Genomic DNA, 20,141 nt, shown 5'->3' with positions numbered 1-20,141 from the left:
TTACCTCGGTTTGTACATCCAGGGCATATAGTTAAAATTAAACACAGCCCTTTTTATGCTTTTATTTGTTTTCTGGGATACGGTCAAAAGCTTATCGTATCCCTTAATTTTTAACGCTTTTTTTATTGTTTTTATTTCGTATCCGTGATTTATCAGTGAATCCACGCAGTTTAAAACCGTATCAGGAATTTTTTCTTTTTCAAACTTTTCTTTCAGGTCATCATCAGCCGAGCAGTATTCCAAAAGTTCGCTTATTCTCATCATACTTTCAATTCTGCCAAAGCAGGCAAAATCATCGGAGGCAGAAGCTGTTTTTGGGACTTCTACAGACTCGTCCCTTTCCATAACGCAGTCGCACTGATGAATTTTATCCGCCAAAAGCAATGACTTATAAATATACTCCTCAGCATAGCCCACTGAGCTTTCGTCGTCAAAATAAACCTTTCTGCTGTTTATATAAAAGGTTTTAAACATCATTGCCCCCAAGTCAAGACTTGTATATCCGCTTATGATGGCTTTAAACATTTCCTGACCGGTTATTTTTACAGAGGAAAAGTTCAGGCTTTTACCCTTTTCACTGTCAGGCAGTTTTCCGAAAACCACATCTGCAAGGTTTTCCTTCGCCGCCTGGAGATATTCGGGGATAAAGCATTTGTACATATGTCTTGGAAACACAAAGGTTGAATAAAGTCCCTGGGCATTTCTCAGACCGGAATTAAGCACGGCGCCGTAAAGACTTTTTCCGCATTGAATAACTCTTCCGTTTAAACCATAGAGCTTTACGCTGTCCAAAGCACATATCATAGTATTGTCTTTGGAGTTTATATCAAGCAAAATATATTCAACATTTATTCCCTGCACACAGTTGTTTACGGTTTTCAAAACCTCTTTTATGCTTTCTCCTAAATTTTTCATTGGTATTATAACCGACAGCTCAGTTTCCATACATTTTCCTCTTCCTTAAACATTTACTTATCGTTTATTCACTGCAGAAGTTCCTTTTTCTCTGAGATAGGTGGACTCCAAATCCGCCAAATGAAGCTTTACAGCCAGAGGATATTTTTCATAGGCAAGGCTTACGGTAAAGCCGTTGCTGTCCTCAAATCCTCCCATATGCCAGCGGATTGCCATAGCCTCTTCGATTTTAAGACGCATAAATCTTTCTATGAGAAAAACTGATTTTTCTCCGTGACCATAAGGAAAGCTGTCCTCCACTGCATAAAACGGCTGTTTTTCCCATTGGCCTGTCTGCTCGTTTTTCACGTTTCTGGTGCTCACCTTATAAAACTGAGCCTTGCACAAATCATGGAGCAGAGCGGCAATGGCAAAGCTCTCCGCATTGTCCTTTTCCTCGTCGAAATGCTTTTCCATAAGGGTGTTAAAAACACTTACGGAGTGCATCACAAGACCACATTCACAGGCGCAATGATATTTTGTGCTTGCAGGAGCTGTGAAAAAGTCTGTTTTCTGCATCCAGTCCAAAAGCTCCTTGGAGCCGGCTCTGCTTATGTATTTGTTATAGATACTTATAAATTCTTCTTTGTGGGTCATGTGTACCTCCGGAAATCACAGTTTAACTCTGTATTTTTCGTCAAATTCGTAAACCGCACGGGTTCCGCCCACATATTTCGGTCTTGTGTAGGCGCATATTATCATTGCGTTTCCAAGTTTATTTTCGGAAAGTCTTAAAGGCACTGCGGTTTCTTTCAGGTGCATACCTATCAAAGTTCCGCCTATATCAATTCCCGCCTGAGCTTTTACATGCTCAACCATACAGGGATTTTCAAAAACAGAATAGGCAACGGTTGCGCTACTTCCTCCCGCTTTTGGCTGAGGCACAACGGAAACCTCCTCGAGATTATGACTCAAGGCATACTCTTTTTCCACAACCAAAGCACGGTTTAAATGCTCGCAGCATTGTGCGGCTAAATATATTCCCTTTTCTTTAAGCATGGGATAAAAACCTTTATACAATGCCTTAGCCGCTTCAAAGCTGGAATCATGTCCTATATGTCCGCCTACAATCTCGCTGGTAGAACAGCCAAGCACAAGCAAATCGCCTTTTTTAAGGTTTGATTTCTCCACAAGCTCTGAAAACAATTTCAAAGCGTCCTGTGTAATTTTTTCATAATTTATATTTTCCACAACGCTCACCCCTTATTCTTTTCTTTGAAAAAAGCTGATATTTATTATAAGACAAAAAGCGGACACCCAACAGGATGTCCGCCGTAAGTTTCAGAATTACTCTGCGTCAGCAGGTGCTTCCTCCTCTGAAATTACAGGGGCATCCGGAAGCAATTCTTTGATTGACAAGCTTACTCTCTTCTTGTCGAAGTCGATAGCTGTGATTTTAGCCTTTACAACTTCGCCGATTTTAAGCTCATCCTGTGGCTTCTCAATTCTCTTATTAGCGATCTGAGAAATATGGATAAGACCGTCAATTCCATCAATGATATTAGCAAAAGCGCCGAAAGATGTCATGCCGACAATCTTAGCGTCAACAACTGTTCCAACAGGATAATTGTTCTTGAGGATTTCCCAAGGATTGTCCTCTGCCTTTTTAAAGCCGAGAGAAATCTTGTTTGTCTCTGTGTTGATGTCCTTGATGTAAACTTCAACTGTGTCGCCTACGTTTACAACCTCGCTTGGATGCTTAATGCGGTTCCAAGAAAGCTCAGAAATGTGAATCATTCCGAATACGCCGCCAAGGTCAACAAATGCGCCGTAGTTTGTAAGGGACTTAACAACGCCTGTGTATGTCTTACCAACCTCTGCTTCTTTCCAGAATGCTTCTTTCTGCTCTGCTCTCTTATCTCTGAGAACGGAACGGATAGAACCTACTGCTCTTCTTCTTCTGCCCTTCTGGGAAACCTCGATGAGTCTGAACTCAACTTCCTTCTTGAGAAGGTCGTCAAGGCTCTCGTCTCTGCTTGCAGTTGCCTGTGATGCAGGGATGAAAATTCTAACACCGTTGTATACAACGATAACGCCGCCGTTTACAACCTCAGATACAACACCCTTCAAAACTTCCTTAGACTCAACAAGGCCTTCAAGCTCTTCCCAGCCCTTCTGTGCGTCTACTCTGCGCTTTGAAAGCATGATTGTGCCTTCCTGGTCGTTTGTCTTCATGATAAGAAGCTCTACTTCGTCGCCAACCTTTACAACGTCTTCTGGCTTCTTTGTTGGGTCGTTAGAAAGCTCGTCAACAGGAATGTAACCTGCCTGTTTTCTGCCTACATCCACATAAACCTCGCTGGGAGTTATGCGAATAACAGTACCCATTACCCTCTCATTTGTATTTAAGTTTTTGAGGGACTCCTCAAGCATCGCCTCAAAATTTTCTTCAGTTTCCATTGTTTCACCGGATTTGTTAATAATGTCGCTCATTATATCCAGTACCTCCTTTATTATCCTGTCTGGTGTCGATGCACCCGCTGTAACGCCGATGTGTTCCGCCTTTGAGAACATATCTCGGTTCAATTCAGCCGCTGTCTCTATAAGAACTGTTTTTTCACAGTTGCGCAAACATATGTCAAACAGCTTTTTTGTATTTGAACTGTGTCTGTCTCCGATTACGACCATATAATCGGATTTACTCGATAATTCATCTGCCTCTTTTTGACGTTCCGACGTAGCATTACATATTGTATCAAAAATTTCGGCATTTGTATATACCTTTTTGAGAATTTTTAAACATTTTTTCCATTCTTGTGTATCAAAAGTTGTTTGAGCCACCAAAATCAGGGAATTTTGTTTCTCCTGAGGAATTTTTCCCATTATTTCACTTAATTCCTCACGGTTCTTAAAGGTCATACATTCGCCGGTACAGTGTCCCATTATGCCCTGGACTTCAGGATGTCCCGAGTCTCCGGCAATAAGGACAAATTTATTTTCAAGTCCCGCCTTTCTGACAATTCTGTGTATCTTTGCCACAAAAGGACAGGTTGCGTCAAGCAAGGGATTTCCCTTTTGGTTAATATCATCTATTACCTGCTTTGGCACACCGTGGGACCTTATCACAATTATTTCGGAGAGGTCGGCTTCCTCTATTGAGTCTAAAGGTCTGATACCCTTTTCTTTAAGCTCTCTGACCATCTCCATATTGTGTATTATAGGACCTAAGGTTACGGCTTTTTTCTTTTCATCCAAAAGACCGTAAATCATATCAACAGCTCGGTTTACGCCGTAGCAAAAACCGGCAGTCTTTGCAAGCTTTATTGTTGCCATAAGTCATGCTCTCTCATTTCGGTTATTTTTTCCATTATTTTTCTGGAAGCGTCCCTGAACTCCTTTGAAGAACCTGTAAGAAGTCCAAGCTCCTCCACAGTCATAGGCTCGCCGAATCTGACAATTCTCTTGCCGAAGCGTTTTCTTCCGCCGCCCTTAATGGTGATACATGCAGGGATTACCGGAGTTTGCGTGGCATATGCTATCATTGCCGCTCCGCTTCTGGGTCTTAAAAGCTCGCCTGTTCTGGAACGTGTTCCCTCGATAAAAATAGCCATTACGTTTCCGTTTTTCAAAAGCTCTTCTCCGTGGTTTATTGCATCTTTATCGCCCTCGCCTCTGTAAACCGGAAAAGCTCCCAAGGCTTTTATAAGGGCACCGAAAGCCTTATTCTTAAAAAGCTCAGCCTTTGCCATAAAGTACAGCTGTCTTTTCTGTCCAAGACCTAAAACCACAGGGTCGGAATAGGTTATATGGTTGCAGGCAAGTATATATTTACCCTCGGCAGGTATGTTGTTTTTATTATGATATTTTGTTCTATAAATTACTTTAAAAATCGGAGTCAATACTATTCGTCCGAATATATAAAGCGGCTTTGCCTTTGGCATTACGAAATTCTCTCCCTTATTATTTTTGCAACCGCCTCAACGGAACCATCAAAGTCAAGATTGGTTGTATCCACAAGGACACTGTCTTCCGCCGGCCGCAAAGGAGCAGCTTTTCGGTTGGTATCGTTATAATCACGTTTGATTACATCTCTTAAAACATCTTTAACTGTTGTTTTCTCGCCTTTTTCCACAAGCTCTTTGTATCTTCTCTCTGCTCTCGATTCAGGAGAAGCAGTGAGAAAAATTTTAACCTGCGCATCAGGCAAAACCACTGTTCCGATATCTCTTCCGTCCATGATTACATTCTTTGTTTTTGCGATGTTTCTCTGCAAACCCAAAAGATATTCTCTCACAATAGGAAGAGCGGAAATATCAGAGGCAGTCATGCTTACCTCCGGTGTTCTGATAAGACCTGTTACATCCTCTCCGTTCAAAAGCACAGCCTGACCGCTTGTTTCCGAAAAATCCATTTCCACGGAAATTTCTTTCAGCAGAGCTTCAACCTCCGCTTTTGAAGAAGGGTCAACGCCCTTTCTAAGGGCTGCAAGCCCCACTGTTCTGTACAAAGCACCTGTATCCACATAAAGCAGTCCCAGCTGTTTTCCTACAGCCTTTGCAACGGAGGACTTTCCTGCCCCTGCCGGACCGTCAATTGCCACAGCTATGCACATACTATCATCCCTTTCATATTTTCAAAATGTAGATTCCATAATTACAAATATATATGCTAAATTTAACTTATAAACTTAAATAAATTACAGACAGCTTTCTCCTGCCGCCCATCCTGTGGAAAAGGCAATCTGGAGATTAAATCCGCCGGTATATCCGTCAACGTCTATAACCTCACCGGCAAAATAAAGACCTTTTACAATTCTGCTTTCCATAGTTGACGGGTTTATCTCCTTTGTGCAGACGCCTCCGGAGGTTACTATGGCTTCTTCTATAGGTCTAAATCCTTTTACATTTATTGAAAAGCTTTTCAAAAGCTTAACGAGCAATGTTCTCTGCTCCCTTGTGACGCTGTTGCATTTTGTATCGAAAGAAATACCCCAGCGGTTTAAAACTACAGGTATCATCTTTCTGGGAAGCAGTTCTCCCAATGAATTGGAAACCGCTTTATTTATATTTTTCTCAAAATCTCTGAGTATTCTCTGGTCAAGCTTTTCTTCGCTTAAAGCGGGCTTTAAATCGAGATAAATCACATATTTTGTTTTATCAGGATTTTTAATATTTGCTCCTGCGCTTAAAACCATGGGGCCGCTTATTCCGAAATGAGTGAAAAGCATTTCGCCGAAATCCCTGTAAACCTCTTTTCCGCTGTCTGCGTTTACAACGGTCATGCCTGTGTTTTTAAGGGAAAGTCCCTGCATATCACGGCAGAATTTATCCGGACTTTCAATTGGAACAAGGGATGGCTTCAAAGGGATTATTGTATGTCCCAGCTTTTGCGCAAAAGCATAGCCGTCGCCTGTGGAGCCGGTAAGAGGATAACTCTTTCCTCCGGTGGCTATTATCACCTTTTGAAAGCTTCTTTTTTCACCGTTTTCCAAAACCAAGCCTTTTATTTCTCCGTTTTCAGCCAAAACATCGGCTACTTTATGTCCTGAGAAAACCGCTCCTGCCTCTGCTGACGCCTTATGAAGGGTCACAGCAACGTCAGCTGCCTTATCGGAAACGGGAAAAACTCTGTTTCCTCTTTCAATCTTTGTTTTAAGTCCGTGACTTTCAAAAAAATCTATTGTATCCCAAGGTGTAAAGCCGTTTAAAGAGCTGTACATAAATCTTCCGTTGGTGGGGATATTTCTTATAAATTCATCGTTGTCGCAGGCGTTTGTAATATTGCACCTGCCCTTTCCGGTAATTCTTATTTTCTTACCGAACATGTTATTTTTTTCAAATACAGTGACATCTCCGCCCAAGGACGCCGCCCTGTAAGCCGCCATCATGCCTGCGGCGCCTGCTCCTATTACTGCGATTTTTTCACCTTGCATCCTGTTTCTCTCCGTTTTCAGATGTATTATCCTTTTTTACCGTTTCACTGTTGGCGTAAATTCCCTGCTCGTTCCAAACCTGCTCCAAAGCCATAAAGGTTTTCTTAACATCCTCTTTCTTCGCTATAACAGTGGCAACTATAAGGGCGTTTATCACGCTTAAAGGCGCTACCAAAGAATCAACCACAGACGCCATGTCGCTTCTTGCAATAAGAAGATGGTCAGCCTGAGAAACCAAAGGTGAAATCATGCTGTCAGTAAGGGCGATAACGTCTGCTCCCCTCTCTCTGGCAAAATGCATTACATCCACCGCCATAGTACTGTAGCGTGGAAAGCTTATTCCTATCATAACATCCTTTTCTGTAATTCTGAAAAGCTGTTCATAAGCGGCAGATTTGCTTGATGTGCTGATTACCCTTACATTTCCGAAAATCAGCTCGAAATAATATCCCAAAAAGTTTGCCAAAGGTGAAGTTGAGCGAACCGCATAGATATAAATATTTTCGGCGTTTACTATTGCCTTGACCGCATTGTTGAAATCCTCTCTTGAGGTTTCTTCAATGGTTCTTCGGATTTTTTCAATATCCTGATTCAATACGCTGTCAAGAACATCTCCTCCGCCTATTCTTTCGCAGGTAACGTCTATTCTCTGTACAGATGTAAGCTTATCCCTTATCATCTCCTGCATGGCTTTCTGAAGCTTCGGATATCCGCCGTAACCCAGCTCGCAGGCAAAGCGCACAACTGTGCTTTCACTTACCCCGACGGTTTCACCAAGCTTAGAAGCGGTCATAAAAGCTGCTTCGTCATAATGCTCTCCGATAAAATCAGCAATAAGCTTTTGACCCTTTGAAAGGTGCTGATATTTTGATTTTATTCTCGACAACAAATGTTTATCCATAATTGTTTACAAACCTCTTTTTTTGATTAAATATCGGTTGTTATCAACGGACAAAGTAAAAACCGTATACTTATCATCATATCTTTAAACTATACATAGAAGTATTTTACCATAATCTCAACTTTTTTTCAACAAAATTTTATAGTAAATATTTCTTGACCTTTTGTGATTTATTTCTTTAAAATTCTCTTTTATTTCTTGATAAATTTTAAGTTTGCAGATAAATTTTACAGTTTTTTAAGAATATACACAAATTCTATTGCTTTTTTCGCTTTAATATGCTAATATATTAAACAATTCAAATACGTAAACCTTGGAGGTCACTATGATAGCGGTAATAGATTACGGCGCAGGCAATATTCAGAGCGTTATGAAAGCTTTAAGACACATAGGCTGCGACTGCGTTTTAACAAACAGTCCGGAAATTATAAACAGCGCAAGCGGCGCTATTCTCCCCGGTGTAGGTTCTTTCGGCGATTGCATGGACAACATCGAGAAATCAAATCTTACCGAAGTTATCAAAAACTATGCAAATTCCGGAAAACCCTTTATGGGAATATGCCTGGGACTCCAGCTTCTCTTCCCCGAAAGCGAGGAAAGTCCAAATGCATCCGGACTTGGTCTTTTAAAGGGAACAATAACCAAAATTCCAAAGCAGGAGGGAATTAAGGTTCCTCACATGGGCTGGAACAGCCTTAATATAAGAAAGAACGACGGTCTTTTTAAAGGAATAGAAGGAAATCCCTATGTGTATTTCGTACATTCCTACTATCTCACCGCCGAGGACAAGGACATCGTCAGCGCTGATACATTCTATTCCACTGAAATCCACGCTGCGGTACAATACAAAAATATTCACGCAACCCAGTTTCACCCTGAGAAAAGCGGCGATGTAGGCCTTAAAATTCTCAGAAACTTTGCAGACATGACGCTGTGACGGAATATAAATAGATAGGAGTTTTAATATGTATGCAAAAAGAATAATCCCCTGCCTTGACGTTAAAAACGGACGTGTCGTAAAGGGTATGAGTTTTGTAAATCTTGTGGACGCAGGCGACCCTGTAGAAAGTGCAATTCAGTACGATAAGCAAGGCGCAGACGAGCTGGTTCTTCTCGATATAACCGCTTCATCAGATGCCAGAAATATAATGGTTGATATAGTTTCCCGTGTTGCCGATTCTATTTTTATTCCTTTCACTGTAGGCGGCGGAATAAGAACCACAGAGGATTTCAAGGCTATTCTCAGAGCCGGAGCGGACAAGGTTTCCGTAAACTCTGCGGCTGTTAAAAATCCCGATATCATCAACGAAGCCGCTTATAAATTCGGAAATCAGTGTGTTGTTGCGGCAATAGACGCCAAAAGACGTGAAAACGGCGGCTGGGAGGTCTACATAAACGGAGGAAGAACACCAATGGGACTTGACGCCGTAAAGTGGGCTGTGGAATGTGAAAAGCGAGGAGCCGGAGAAATCCTGCTCACAAGTATGGATGAGGACGGTCAGAAGAAAGGCTACGACATTGAGCTTACCAGAGCCGTTTCAGAAAGCGTTGGTATTCCTGTTATCGCCAGCGGCGGAGCGGGAGCATTGGAACATTTCTATGACGCTTTTACAATAGGTAAAGCCGATGCGGTTTTAGCGGCATCACTTTTTCACTTCGGCGAAATACCTATTCCCCAATTAAAAGAATATCTTACAAATAAAGGAATACCGGTAAGACTTTAAAATAATTTATACCCTATAAATTTTAACAGCACGATAGAGTTTTTATTATATCTATCGTGCCTCTTTTTTGCGTAAATTTGTACATTTTGGTTAATTATTTCAGTAATTGTTATTCAAATTGTGGATAATAGTCAAAAGAAAATGTGATAAATTAGTTAAAAATATAATTGCGAAAAAATCATAAAGATGATATATTTATATCGAATAAATACCATACAGAAAAGAGGTAAAAATTTATGAAAAGGAAAACAAACAAAGCTTTGTCTGTACTCCTTTCGGCTATAATGCTCGTTTCGGTATTTACGATTGCATTGCCGGAAACCACATCGGTACAGGCAGAAACAACCGGCACAAACTTCACCTATTCTCTTGACGGCGATAATGCTGTTATCACCGGCTACACCGGAACTGAAAAAGATGTTATTGTGCCTGACACAATCGACGGCCATAAAATAACCGGAATTGACGAATTCGCCTTCTTTATGAACTACGGCATTACAAGCATAGCATTGCCTGAATCCGTAGAAAGTATCGGCGACTACGCTTTCTTCCACTGCACAATGTTGAGAGACGTTACTTTCCAGGGTAACACACTTTCCTTTATAGGAACAAGCGCCTTTGAAGGATGTCAGTACATTTCCGAAATAACACTTCCCGACAGCATTTCAGAAATCGGAGAAAGAGCTTTCCTCGGATGTACAAGTCTTAAAAATGTGACAACAGGCAAAACCGTTGACAAAGTAGGGGCTTATGCTTTCGGTTATGCAAGAAACACATCAAACTGGAATTATGAAAGAGTTTCTATGACAGTTAACGGCTACAGCGGTACTGCCGCAGAAACCTATTGCTCTGAGTACGGCGTAACATTTAACTCATTGGGTCAGGGCAATGCAGCACCTGATGACAGCGGCAAGCTTCCGGAAGAAGAGCTTGATATTCCTGTTTTGAACTTCACTGACTTCAACAACTACACAGACAGCGATAATTCTACCCTTGATATCCGTGACGTGATTTTCGGAAACACAAAGGATTATACAGCAAATACAACAGCTACATATACAGACCCAGAAACAGGTCTTTCCTTTGATGTTTATGCAAATCTCAAGTTACAGGGTAACAGCTCTATGTCTTATCCTAAGAAAAACTTCACAGTTAAGTTTTATGAGGATGAAGCCTTTGACAGAAAGTACAAGGTTGAACTTCAGGACGGCTGGGGCAAGGAAAACAAATATGTTCTTAAAGCCAATTATATGGACCATTCACATTCAAGAAATGTTCTCGGCGCAAAGCTTTGGGGACAGATAGTTCATTCACGTGAAGACACATATCAGCAGCTTTTGGACGCTCCTAACGGCGGTGCTATTGACGGTTATCCTGTAAAGGTTTATATCAACGGCAAATACGAGGGTCTTTACACCCTTAATGTTCCTAAGGATGACTGGCAGTTCGCTATGGGCGACGGTGAAAAGGAAGCATTGCTTGCCGGTGAATCACACGACGGCTCCTGCAACTTCACACAGCCGGGCAGATACGATGAAAGCGACTGGACAATAGAATATCCTGACCCTGATGAAGAGGATGTAACATGGGTTATAAACTCCTTTAACAATGTTATAAACTTCGTAAGCTTAAGCGATGACCAGCAGTTCAAAGAGCTTTTCAGCAATTATCTCGATTATGATTCCTGCATAGACTACTATGTTTACATGCTGTTTATCTGCGGAACCGACAACTGGGAAAAGAACATGCTTATGGCTACCTACGACGGTCAGCAGTGGTTCCCGTCAGTTTATGATATGGACTCCACATTCGGTATTTACTGGAACGGCGGACATTACAACACAATAGACTGGATGCTTACACATGAGTACATGGGTCCTGACCACGGAACCAATTCTCTTTTGTGGGAAAGAGTTTACAATAACTTCTACGACGATATCGCTGCAAGATATGCAGAATTGAGAGATACAGTTCTCAGCGAAAAGAACTTTGTTAAAACATTAAACGACTATATCGGTGACATTTCAAAGGAAGCTTTCGACAGAGATTTGGAAATCTACGGAGGTATTCCATCATCCTCAACAAGTGACCCGAACCAGATAATCAACTACACACTTGAAAGAATTAACTATCTGGACGAGCAGTTCGGATACGAAATAGAACAGCCTGATGACCCACTCAAAGAGAACCTCAAAGAAGCCATTGACAAGGCAAACCTTATTGAAACAGATAAGTACACAGCTACTTCTGTTGCTTACTTCCAGCAGGAATTGAGCTATGCTGAAGATATCTACAATTCAGCAGTTTCAACAAGCGACGAAATCCTTGCTGCGAAAAAGGGACTTGATAAGGCTATGTCACTTTTGATTTCAGCCGATAATGAAAACTGTCTTGATTTGGCAAAGATTCCACAGAGCAGTCTGACAGCAGTAGCCGCAAGCTATCAAAACGGTGAGGACGGCTCAAAGGCTATCGATGGAAATACAACCACAATATGGCATTCAAATTATTCCGGCGGCAATATGCCTGTTATTTCCGAAAACGGAACTGACAACTATATTACCATTACAGTGAATGATGAAAGCATTTCAAATGTAGCCGCTATCTCCTATTTGCCGAGAACCGACAAAAACACCAACGGCGTAATTACACAGTACAAGCTTATGTACAGCACAGAAGCAGACGGTGAAAACTTTGTTGATGTACCGGGCGGAAATGGTATCTGGGCAGACAATAAGGACGAAAAGCTCTGCATATTCTCCATACCTGTAGAGGCAAAGAGAATACGTCTTTATGCTACAGCAACATTGGGCGACACACCTAACAGATTTATCAGTGCATCTGAAATCAATCTCTTCACAACAGATACAACAGCATTGAACAGCGCAGTACAGACTGCCTCCAAAATTGAAGCTGACGGTTACACAGAAGAAAGCTACAGCGCAATGAAAGCCGAGCTTGAAAAGGCTATGGAAATTCTTTCCACACCTTCTGCATATCAGACAGATATAAACAATGCATGCATTACTTTGAACACAGCAGTTGCAAACCTTGAAGAAGCTGCTTCAGGTATAACAAAAGAAGAACTTAGAACACTTCTTGACTCTGCAGAAGCAATAGACGCTTCTGTCTACACCAAGACAAGCAGAGAAGCTCTTGAAAAAGCTATTGCAGAAGCAAATAGCGTTTATGATAACAGTTCAGCTGCACAGGATGAAATCAACACAGCTTATCAAAACCTCAAATCTGCTGTTGACGGTCTTAGATACTATCTCGGCGATGTAAACCACAGCGGCAAAATTACAGTTATGGATGCAACCTTAACACAGATTTATATTACAAATTCATCAGCTGTAGAAATTGACACAGCTCTTGCTGACCTGGATAACAACTCAAAAATACAGATAGATGACGTATCTATTATTCAAATGATGGCAGCAAGAATTATTACAAGCAACGACGACGGAAGTGTTAACTTATAAAATTTCTGTCTGCTAAAAATTACTAAAACAATTCTTAAATATAACAAAAATGCAAGCTTAAACAAATTTTATTATCTGTAAAGTTTCTTACAGATACCTCAAAACTTATTTGACAATTTCTTTATATAATTAAATTTTTCAATTGACAAACTATAAGTTTAGTGTTAAAATCTTATTGTATTGATGATATTTGAGATATTGTTTTTAATGTTTTTCAAAGAGAAACAGCCGTTTTGACATTTATTTCCAAACGGCTGTTTTTTCTTTGTATAAAATATTATTATTTTGCAAAGAATTCATTTTTTATCAAATCAAGCTTAATTTATTTTTTTTGATTGCACTATTATAAATTGTCAAATTTTTCCAATTTTTACTTTTTCCTTTTATATGCGCAAAACATCACAATATATAGAAAGAAATAAAAAGCTCCATTGAAGATGTTGTGTAACATTCAATGGAACTTTTCCTTTTAAATGTACATGCCGTACAATTTTTTTATTTCCCTGCCGCTTACCCTTTCATTATGGGCAAGCTTATTTCTTATTTCTCGGCAGATTTTCAAATTATTTCTGTCCTCGTCAGAAATAATTATTAGGTTTTGATTTACTATATATAACAGTGTGCTTAGCTCAAGCTCGAAAGGTTCTGTCACCAGCTCATCTATTGAGTTGCTCACCGGTAAAACCTTTTTTATTTCATTGACATATTTTTCAATGAACATATATCGCCTTTGCTCCAGCATAGGAAAAACCGTTCTCATCTGAGAAACAATAATATCCCTGTCTATTCTGCTGTTCTCTTTCCTGCCCTTTTCCTCTGTTATACCCATACTGTCACAGCATAGGTTATAGGTTTTATGAGGACTGCTCAGCAAATCATCTCCGCTTTTGGCAAGAGAGCCGCAAAGCTCGATATTATCGGTGGATAAGTTAAAGGCAAGTTCCGCTATGTACTGCTTCAAAGCATAGGAACAGTTTATATCAAAGGTGTTCATCATGCAGAACATATGCCTGTCGAACTCGTTGGGAGTCATGTTAATTGAAACAAAATACTCCGACTTTGTTTCAAAACTGAATGAGCCAACTGTTTCCAAAATAAATATAGCTCTGTCCTTGCCTTTTCCATGACTATAGGAATTTTTTCTGTATTCATTTACAAAGGCGAGCCACTTGCTGGCTTCATCCTCGGAATCGATGCCCTCTACCCAAACATAAAAGGAATTCAGCGTTATGTTTTCAAGCTCCGAAAGATACTGTGCATAGGTCTGGTCTGGCCAGTAGTCCGCCTGAACATCAGGGGGACAAAGGCTGTTTAAAACCACATAGCCCGGCTGAGAATTTTTATCCGCCTTTATCATCTTAAATGACCTTACGGCTGTGATATCTCCCAGCTGTTTTTTTATTTTATCCACTAATATTTCTTTCCAGGGTATCGGCTCTTTGCAGAACAGAAAAATATTTTTATCTTCGGAAAGAGCATTTTTCAAAAGGTTAAAGGTGCGGACAGGATTTAACATCTGAGTCCACCAAAGTTCTCCGAAACACATATCAAAATCACTCCTTAACCGCTGTTACAGGCTTATAATGCCAAAGATTGCGTCTTCTACCTCTTTTTTTGTTCCCAGTAAATCTCTGAAGCTCTTTGTTCTGAAAGAAAATCTGTCGTTTACTTTTTTGAGAACATTCAAATCGCATAGCTCCTCAAGGAGAGTTTCAATCTGATATATGTCGTGGTTTTCAAATTTTTTAACTTCAAATTCCTTTAAATTTTCAAAGACTTCAGCCGCAGTGCTTCCCTCTGTGTCCTCATATACAAAGGACATATAAGCGATTATAAGTGCTATTATATAATATTCCTCGTCAAGTCTTAAAGTCATTTCAAAGCAGTTTTTAACTGCAAAAAGGAACTCTTTGTCTGTAAGGATTTTGCCTATATGGGATTCTGTTATATTGTAAGGCGGAGTCACAGACTCGTTGTACTCATAGTAGTACTTTTTCATTGACTTGATGAGCTTACTGCAAAACAGCTGAATTATACCAGGGAAATAGTTTGTAGTTGACAGTATATGGGAAATCACTGTTTCGTTGTTGTTAAATGAAAATCCCAGATAACTCAACGGTTTTGTAAGCAGTTCTCTGCCGCAGTCATAATTAAACGGCGTTACGTTTATTGATGAGAAATGAGAAATAACAGAGTTGTTGCCCAAAGCCACACTTCTGTGGAATTTAACGATATCGTGAAGTCCTGCCATTACAAATTTAAACTTGCCGCTTAAGGACTGCTGAATGTCTTTAAGACATACCAAAGGCTGATAATTCACGTTTTTACAGTCGTCAATAAATTTATCCGACTCGTCCATCATAAGAAGCAGATAGTTTATGGAGTTATTGGTGATTCCCATTTTAATTTGATTTGAAAGATTAACCCAGTCATCGGTGATTTCCGAAACTATTCCCTTGAGCATAAGCTCGTTTGAAATCTTTTCTGCGGAAGATTTTATATCAAGTCCGTTTATATCCACAAACAGCGCAACACGTCCGGCTTTCGGGTCATCCGTTTCGTACTGAGCCTTTTTAAGCATGGCTGATTTTCCCAGCTGTCTTCCGCCGTAAACCAGATTTGCTCCCGTGGGCGACTGAATAGAAAGCAATTCGTCACGTCTGCCTATAAACATTTCCGGAGGAATTGTATATGTGGACTCGTAAACATATGGCTGTAAATAGGAAAACGGCATTGTTATGGACATCAATGTTCTGTTGTTTCCTCCGCTTATATAGTGGTTTGCAATATACATTATTGTAACTCTGTCTATAAGCATATAAGTCCACATAAGTGGGGTTTGTTTTACCGTTTTGGCAAGACTTCTTCTTTCGGAAGCGTTAAGGGCGTAGTCCAGTAAAATTATTTTATTGCCGCTTATATTGTCAAGCTCTGTGTATTTATCGATAAGTCTTTTGCTGTCGGAATATCCGTACATGCACACAACGTAAAATCCGTTATCCTTACAGGCTGAGCCAAAGGAAGGAATAGGATGTGAATAAACATTCTTTCCCTTATAATTGGAATTGTATTTTATATGATAAATCTCATTTTTTGCGTCTGTGCTTTCATCAACGGTTTCAATATTTTCCCAGCCCAAAAGATTTAAAAGGGTTGTAATTCTCTCGCTGTTGGTTTTATTTCCGTTGTCAAGCCAGTTGTTTATAAGGGCTTCACCGCCCTTTCTGTCCTTGGCGACATGTATATTTTTTCTTACCGCTCTTCTGAGAGTATATCCTGCGGAAAAAACTGTTTTATAGTTTTCCTCAAACTCATTCCAGAAGCTTTTCAGACACTCTTCCGCATCAAGAGGAGGCTTTGACTCGCTGTCGAAGTCACCCTTTACAATTCTGCTCATCCAGTCCTCTGCCACTGTAAAGAACTGTTTGTCAATGTAGTCGGTAATTGTATCCAAAATTTGCTGCTGAGGTTTTTCGCACTCCACAAGTTCGGAAAGCTGTTTTAAAAGTCTTTCTCCGTATGAAACGGCGTCACGCTGTATTTTCTTCATACAGCTGTTTACAAATCTGCTGAAAAATCCGTAATTTTTATTTTCAAGACAATACTGATACCAGTAATGGGTAATAGCTTCAATGCTGTTTAAAAACTGGTCGTATTTGTTTATCTGACCACGGCTGATAGCAAGGCATACGTCGGAATTAAATTTCTCAAGCTTTGCCCTCATCTGCTTTTTTGCCTGTTCTTCAAATATTGAAGCATTTTCGGGAATTTCCCATGTTGCATTATCCTCGGTATGTGCCAAATATTCAGCAATCAGGCCGGCAGTTCCGAAATCGTGACACTCCTCTTCCCTTGAGAAAATTTTCTTTCCGTGGTCAATTATGGTGGCTTCCTGTGCTTCTGCGTGGTCTCTTATTCTCTTAAGCACGTTAAAGTCCGGAAGGTCGCAGAAGGTTGATGTTATCTCAGGCAAATAATTCTGGTCAAGTAGAATATTGCCTGTTCTCAAAAAGTCGGAGAAGTAGTATTTTTTCTTACTGTAGTCCCATGTTCCGTCCAGTCGCCATATAAGCTCCTGTGCCAGCTCTTTTAAAACTGCGCAACCGTAAGCTTCCTGTATCTCCTGAGCATTGCCACATTCCGCAATAAGTTTTTCAAGCAATGGAAGAAGCTGTTTTTTGTATTCAAGGTAAACCGCATAGTTTTCCGTATTTTTCAAATCACAGCCGTTTTTATAGAGCTGAACCCACTCGCAGACGATTTTAATGCAGTTGTTTAATGGCGAGTAAAGGTTGTTTCTAAAGCTTCCCATAAGGTCGGAAGTTTTTCTTTCACAAATGCTTTTGTCCTCTCCCGCTCTTTTCCATGCCTGGTCAATGAAAGCGTCTATCTTTTCTCCATGAATTGATGAAACAGAAATATCATCGCCGTTTTTGATGAATGTTTCTCTGAATTCTTTTTCTATATTTAAGAATCCATCATAGTCGTCGTGGGATACAAAGTACATCATTCTTTCCGGCAAACCATTGTTCTCAAACAACATAGATTTTGTCAGTTTAAATCTAAGCTGGTTTTTGTCCTCATGGAATACCCTTTTGAAATATCTGTCATAAGAATTTACGGCTTCTTTTACAACGCTGTCATGTCTTAACTCCAGCTCGTCCATGTTGACGTTTTGATAATCCGCATATTTATCAATCAAAACACCGTTTGCAATTCTGAAATCGTCCACTATATCCACAATTTCTTTCAGTGACGGGAAACGCTTTAAAGTTTCATCACCGAAATAATCAGCACAGCGGAAATGGGTTTCCTCCGTATTGCCGTAAAATGCGCTTCTCAAAAAGGCGGAAGCAAAACATATTTCTCTGAGCTTTTTGTATTCCGAACTATTCTCGCCGCATCTTGTTATTATATCCGTCATGGAATAATTCTGTATTTCCATTGGGTTATCCACCGCAAGACTTATATCACGGTAAATTCCCTCCAATTTTGGATTAAGCAAGGAGGCGGCTTTTAAATATGTAAGGGAAACAGGTATTTTTCCGTCGCCCTTAATGTTCAAGGCGTAATCTATAACTTCCTTTTCCGTCAATTCCAAAGCTTCCCAGCCGGAACAATCTGTATATTCGTAATCCTGAAGCTCCTCAAGGTCTTCAAATTCATACTTTAATGGCGCTTCTTCCTCGGCTGTATTTTCATCGCTGTTATTCTCTTCATTTTCGTTGTTCTCTTCCTGAATTTCCGGTTCCTCTTGTACTTTCTCTGCTTCATCCTCCGGATTTAAGATTACGCTCAGGTTCTTTGCGTTTTCGTTGTCCGGGTCGTGTTTCAGTATATTTTCCAAAACCTGAGACGCTGTTCCCAAATCTCCGGTTTTATAAAGACAATAGGCTATTCTGTAAAGAATAACGGAATAATACAATTTCTTAAAACTGTCGCTTAAAGCTTCCTTATTGTTGAGGTATTCCTGCTCCCAGCTTCTGCTCTCATTTTTAGCTTTTTCGTACATATTAAGGTCGCCGGTCTTTTCGCCCATATTGAAGTATATACTGGCTTTGCAATCAATATAGTGAAGTCGTGTAAGCTTAGGTAAATTTGTATCGCTGAGTATTCTGTTTACACACTCCATGCTGTCCTCAAGACGGTTGAGTTTTGTGAAAAGTCCATAAAGTATGGAATTGTACTGCAATCCTATACCGTTAAATTTATCCTTATGCTCTTCATAAAGCTCCAAGGCCTTCTGCAAATACTCGCTTTTATCCTCTTTGTTTGCTATTGTCAAACAACAGTTTATAGCTTCTATAACAGCTTCCGGCACGTGTTCTCCCTCTTCAATAGAACGCTTAAAGAAGGTCAGAGATTCATGGAACCTGTCCTCGTTGTCCTTGTTGCTGTTGATATTTCGTCCTATTTGCAGGAAATTGAGCTTTTCTTCCTCGCTCTTTTCAGGAGCAGCTGCATCAGGTTTATTCTGTGCTTTGAACTGCTTTTTCTCCTTAATTACACAGGCAAAACCGTTTTTAACCTCAAAATCTACAGGTATAGTCTGACCGGTACTTTCAAGGTTTGAAGAAAATATTTGACTTATTGTTTCGTGAAGCTTGCTGTCGGCTATATCGCTGTATTTAAATCTAAAAGTCCTGTCATCACTGAGTATTTCTCCTTTTTCAGAACTCCATGACAGCCTTACAATCTTACCGGAAAGCTTTTCTCCGGGAATACTTGCCTTAACTGTGTTTACTTTTCTTTTGCCTATAAATTCAGCCACTTTATTATTTGGCATAAGATTTCTAAGGAAAAGTACAATTCCCGCCGTATTAACGCTGTTTGAAAATTTCTTTCCGTTTTCTTCATAAAGCACGGTCAGAATTTCCCTCATATAGCTGTCGCTTACGAGTATTGGGTTTCTGTTTATTGCGCTGATTAAAGCCGATGTGTCACTGAGCTTAATCATGGTTTTATAAAGCACTGTGTAAACAGTTGCTATATATTCACTGTCGTGATTTTCGGTAAGAGCTATAGATGCGCAGGCGGCGGCATCCTCCAGGCTTTTGTTTTTATAAAAAGCTATGGCCGCCAAATCGTAGCTTTTTCCCTTTATATACAACTCAGGGTCATACATATAGCATCTTGTATACATATACGCAAGCAGTTTATATGTGTTTTCTCCAAAGGGAGTTTTTCCTGAATAATCCTCAATTGTTCTTTTTAAGTTATTAACGATACCAAGCGCCCTGTCAATATCGTTATTTCTAACAGCAGACATAAAGCTTGTGTATCCGCTGTTAATTATTTTCTTTTCTTCCTTTGACAGCTCTTTAAAAACACCGGTAAGCTTTGCATCTGACGCCATAATGTTTTTAATCTCTGTCATAAAACTGATTTTAGGAACAGGTGCAGACTGAACTTGCTCCTTCTGTTTAGGAGCTTTTGTGGAGGCGGCAGAAGAAATAAACAGCTTGACAGATTTCACTTCACCAAGCGATATAATATTTTCTTCACTGTCGTTTACTATCTCTATACATTCGTCATCCCGGTCGTTAAGCTTTCCGGTAACCTTCATGCCGTCACTCAAAAGCAATTCTATTTCGCTTCCTATTGGCAGCTGTTTTATCTTTTTTTCTATTAAGTTCATAGCCGATTTCCTTTCCTAAAAATATTTTTGTGCTAAAAATAACACAATTCTAAAAATAGTATCAATATTA

Annotated in this window: 13 protein-coding genes; 3 read left to right on the top strand and 10 right to left on the bottom strand. The window is 40.0% G+C overall.

Annotation, left to right across the window (positions count from 1 at the left end):
* The 8 genes from B5F08_RS02400 to B5F08_RS02365 form a co-directional block, all read right to left on the bottom strand.
* Window positions 1-945: a glycosyltransferase family 2 protein gene (locus B5F08_RS02400; protein WP_087376229.1), complete on the bottom strand. Its 945-nt coding sequence runs from the start codon at window positions 943-945 to the stop codon at window positions 1-3.
* A gap of 27 nt (window positions 946-972) precedes the next feature.
* Window positions 973-1,551: an HD domain-containing protein gene (locus B5F08_RS02395; protein ID WP_087376228.1), complete on the bottom strand. Its 579-nt coding sequence runs from the start codon at window positions 1,549-1,551 to the stop codon at window positions 973-975.
* Window positions 1,552-1,566: 15 nt separating this feature from the next.
* Window positions 1,567-2,145, bottom strand: coding sequence for a TIGR01440 family protein (locus B5F08_RS02390; RefSeq protein WP_242968208.1), 579 nt, complete (start codon window positions 2,143-2,145; stop codon window positions 1,567-1,569).
* 96 nt (window positions 2,146-2,241) lie between these two features.
* Window positions 2,242-4,227, bottom strand: a complete 1,986-nt coding sequence (locus B5F08_RS02385; protein ID WP_087376227.1) for a bifunctional 4-hydroxy-3-methylbut-2-enyl diphosphate reductase/30S ribosomal protein S1 — start codon at window positions 4,225-4,227, stop codon at window positions 2,242-2,244.
* Window positions 4,215-4,835, bottom strand: coding sequence for a lysophospholipid acyltransferase family protein (locus B5F08_RS02380; protein WP_087376226.1), 621 nt, complete (start codon window positions 4,833-4,835; stop codon window positions 4,215-4,217). Before B5F08_RS02380 ends, B5F08_RS02385 begins: the two co-directional genes overlap by 13 nt.
* Window positions 4,835-5,506: a (d)CMP kinase gene (gene cmk / locus B5F08_RS02375; RefSeq protein WP_087376225.1), complete on the bottom strand. Its 672-nt coding sequence runs from the start codon at window positions 5,504-5,506 to the stop codon at window positions 4,835-4,837. The genes B5F08_RS02380 and cmk overlap by 1 nt, the downstream gene beginning before the upstream one ends.
* Window positions 5,507-5,590: 84 nt before the next feature.
* Window positions 5,591-6,826, bottom strand: a complete 1,236-nt coding sequence (locus tag B5F08_RS02370) for an NAD(P)/FAD-dependent oxidoreductase (RefSeq protein ID WP_087376224.1) — start codon at window positions 6,824-6,826, stop codon at window positions 5,591-5,593.
* Window positions 6,816-7,727: a MurR/RpiR family transcriptional regulator gene (locus B5F08_RS02365; protein ID WP_087376223.1), complete on the bottom strand. Its 912-nt coding sequence runs from the start codon at window positions 7,725-7,727 to the stop codon at window positions 6,816-6,818. Before B5F08_RS02365 ends, B5F08_RS02370 begins: the two co-directional genes overlap by 11 nt.
* 325 nt (window positions 7,728-8,052) lie before the next feature.
* Between B5F08_RS02365 and hisH the strand changes: the two genes are divergently transcribed.
* The 3 genes from hisH to B5F08_RS02350 all read left to right on the top strand — a co-directional run bounded on the left by hisH (window position 8,053) and on the right by B5F08_RS02350 (window position 12,933).
* Entirely contained in the window at window positions 8,053-8,664 is a 612-nt protein-coding gene (gene hisH, locus B5F08_RS02360) for an imidazole glycerol phosphate synthase subunit HisH (RefSeq protein WP_087376222.1), read from the top strand.
* A gap of 28 nt (window positions 8,665-8,692) precedes the next feature.
* Entirely contained in the window at window positions 8,693-9,451 is a 759-nt protein-coding gene (gene hisF, locus B5F08_RS02355) for an imidazole glycerol phosphate synthase subunit HisF (RefSeq protein WP_087376221.1), read from the top strand.
* Window positions 9,452-9,687: 236 nt separating this feature from the next.
* Window positions 9,688-12,933: a CotH kinase family protein gene (locus B5F08_RS02350; RefSeq protein WP_087376220.1), complete on the top strand. Its 3,246-nt coding sequence runs from the start codon at window positions 9,688-9,690 to the stop codon at window positions 12,931-12,933.
* 469 nt (window positions 12,934-13,402) lie between these two features.
* On the opposite strand, the gene B5F08_RS02345 is transcribed toward B5F08_RS02350, so the two are convergent.
* Both B5F08_RS02345 and B5F08_RS02340 read right to left on the bottom strand, forming a co-directional pair.
* Window positions 13,403-14,479 (bottom strand): hypothetical protein, encoded by a 1,077-nt coding sequence (locus B5F08_RS02345; protein ID WP_087376219.1) that lies wholly within the window; start codon window positions 14,477-14,479, stop codon window positions 13,403-13,405.
* A gap of 24 nt (window positions 14,480-14,503) precedes the next feature.
* Window positions 14,504-20,071 carry a tetratricopeptide repeat protein gene (locus tag B5F08_RS02340; RefSeq protein WP_087376218.1) on the bottom strand — a complete coding sequence of 1,856 codons (5,568 nt, stop codon included), beginning with the start codon at window positions 20,069-20,071 and terminating at the stop codon, window positions 14,504-14,506.
* Window positions 20,072-20,141 lie beyond the last annotated feature (70 nt).

The sequence above is a fragment of the Anaeromassilibacillus sp. An172 genome, from assembly GCF_002160515.1.
In the GTDB taxonomy this organism is placed as follows: Bacteria; Bacillota; Clostridia; order Oscillospirales; family Acutalibacteraceae; genus Limousia; species Limousia pullorum.
The sequence above is the reverse complement of the archived record's forward strand: the minus strand, read 5'-3'. Positions and strand labels throughout refer to the sequence as shown.

Excerpts from the sequence above, each read along its gene's own strand:
- B5F08_RS02400 (WP_087376229.1), bottom strand. The coding sequence starts at position 945 with ATGGAAACTGAGCTGTCGGTTATAATACCAATGAAAAATTTAGGAGAA.
- B5F08_RS02395 (WP_087376228.1), bottom strand. The coding sequence starts at position 1,551 with ATGACCCACAAAGAAGAATTTATAAGTATCTATAACAAATACATAAGC.
- B5F08_RS02385 (WP_087376227.1), bottom strand. The coding sequence starts at position 4,227 with ATGGCAACAATAAAGCTTGCAAAGACTGCCGGTTTTTGCTACGGCGTA.
- B5F08_RS02380 (WP_087376226.1), bottom strand. The coding sequence starts at position 4,835 with ATGCCAAAGGCAAAGCCGCTTTATATATTCGGACGAATAGTATTGACT.
- cmk (WP_087376225.1), bottom strand. The coding sequence starts at position 5,506 with ATGTGCATAGCTGTGGCAATTGACGGTCCGGCAGGGGCAGGAAAGTCC.
- B5F08_RS02370 (WP_087376224.1), bottom strand. The coding sequence starts at position 6,826 with ATGCAAGGTGAAAAAATCGCAGTAATAGGAGCAGGCGCCGCAGGCATG.
- B5F08_RS02365 (WP_087376223.1), bottom strand. The coding sequence starts at position 7,727 with ATGGATAAACATTTGTTGTCGAGAATAAAATCAAAATATCAGCACCTT.
- hisH (WP_087376222.1), top strand. The coding sequence starts at position 8,053 with ATGATAGCGGTAATAGATTACGGCGCAGGCAATATTCAGAGCGTTATG.
- hisF (WP_087376221.1), top strand. The coding sequence starts at position 8,693 with ATGTATGCAAAAAGAATAATCCCCTGCCTTGACGTTAAAAACGGACGT.
- B5F08_RS02350 (WP_087376220.1), top strand. The coding sequence starts at position 9,688 with ATGAAAAGGAAAACAAACAAAGCTTTGTCTGTACTCCTTTCGGCTATA.
- B5F08_RS02345 (WP_087376219.1), bottom strand. The coding sequence starts at position 14,479 with ATGTGTTTCGGAGAACTTTGGTGGACTCAGATGTTAAATCCTGTCCGC.
- B5F08_RS02340 (WP_087376218.1), bottom strand. The coding sequence starts at position 20,071 with ATGAACTTAATAGAAAAAAAGATAAAACAGCTGCCAATAGGAAGCGAA.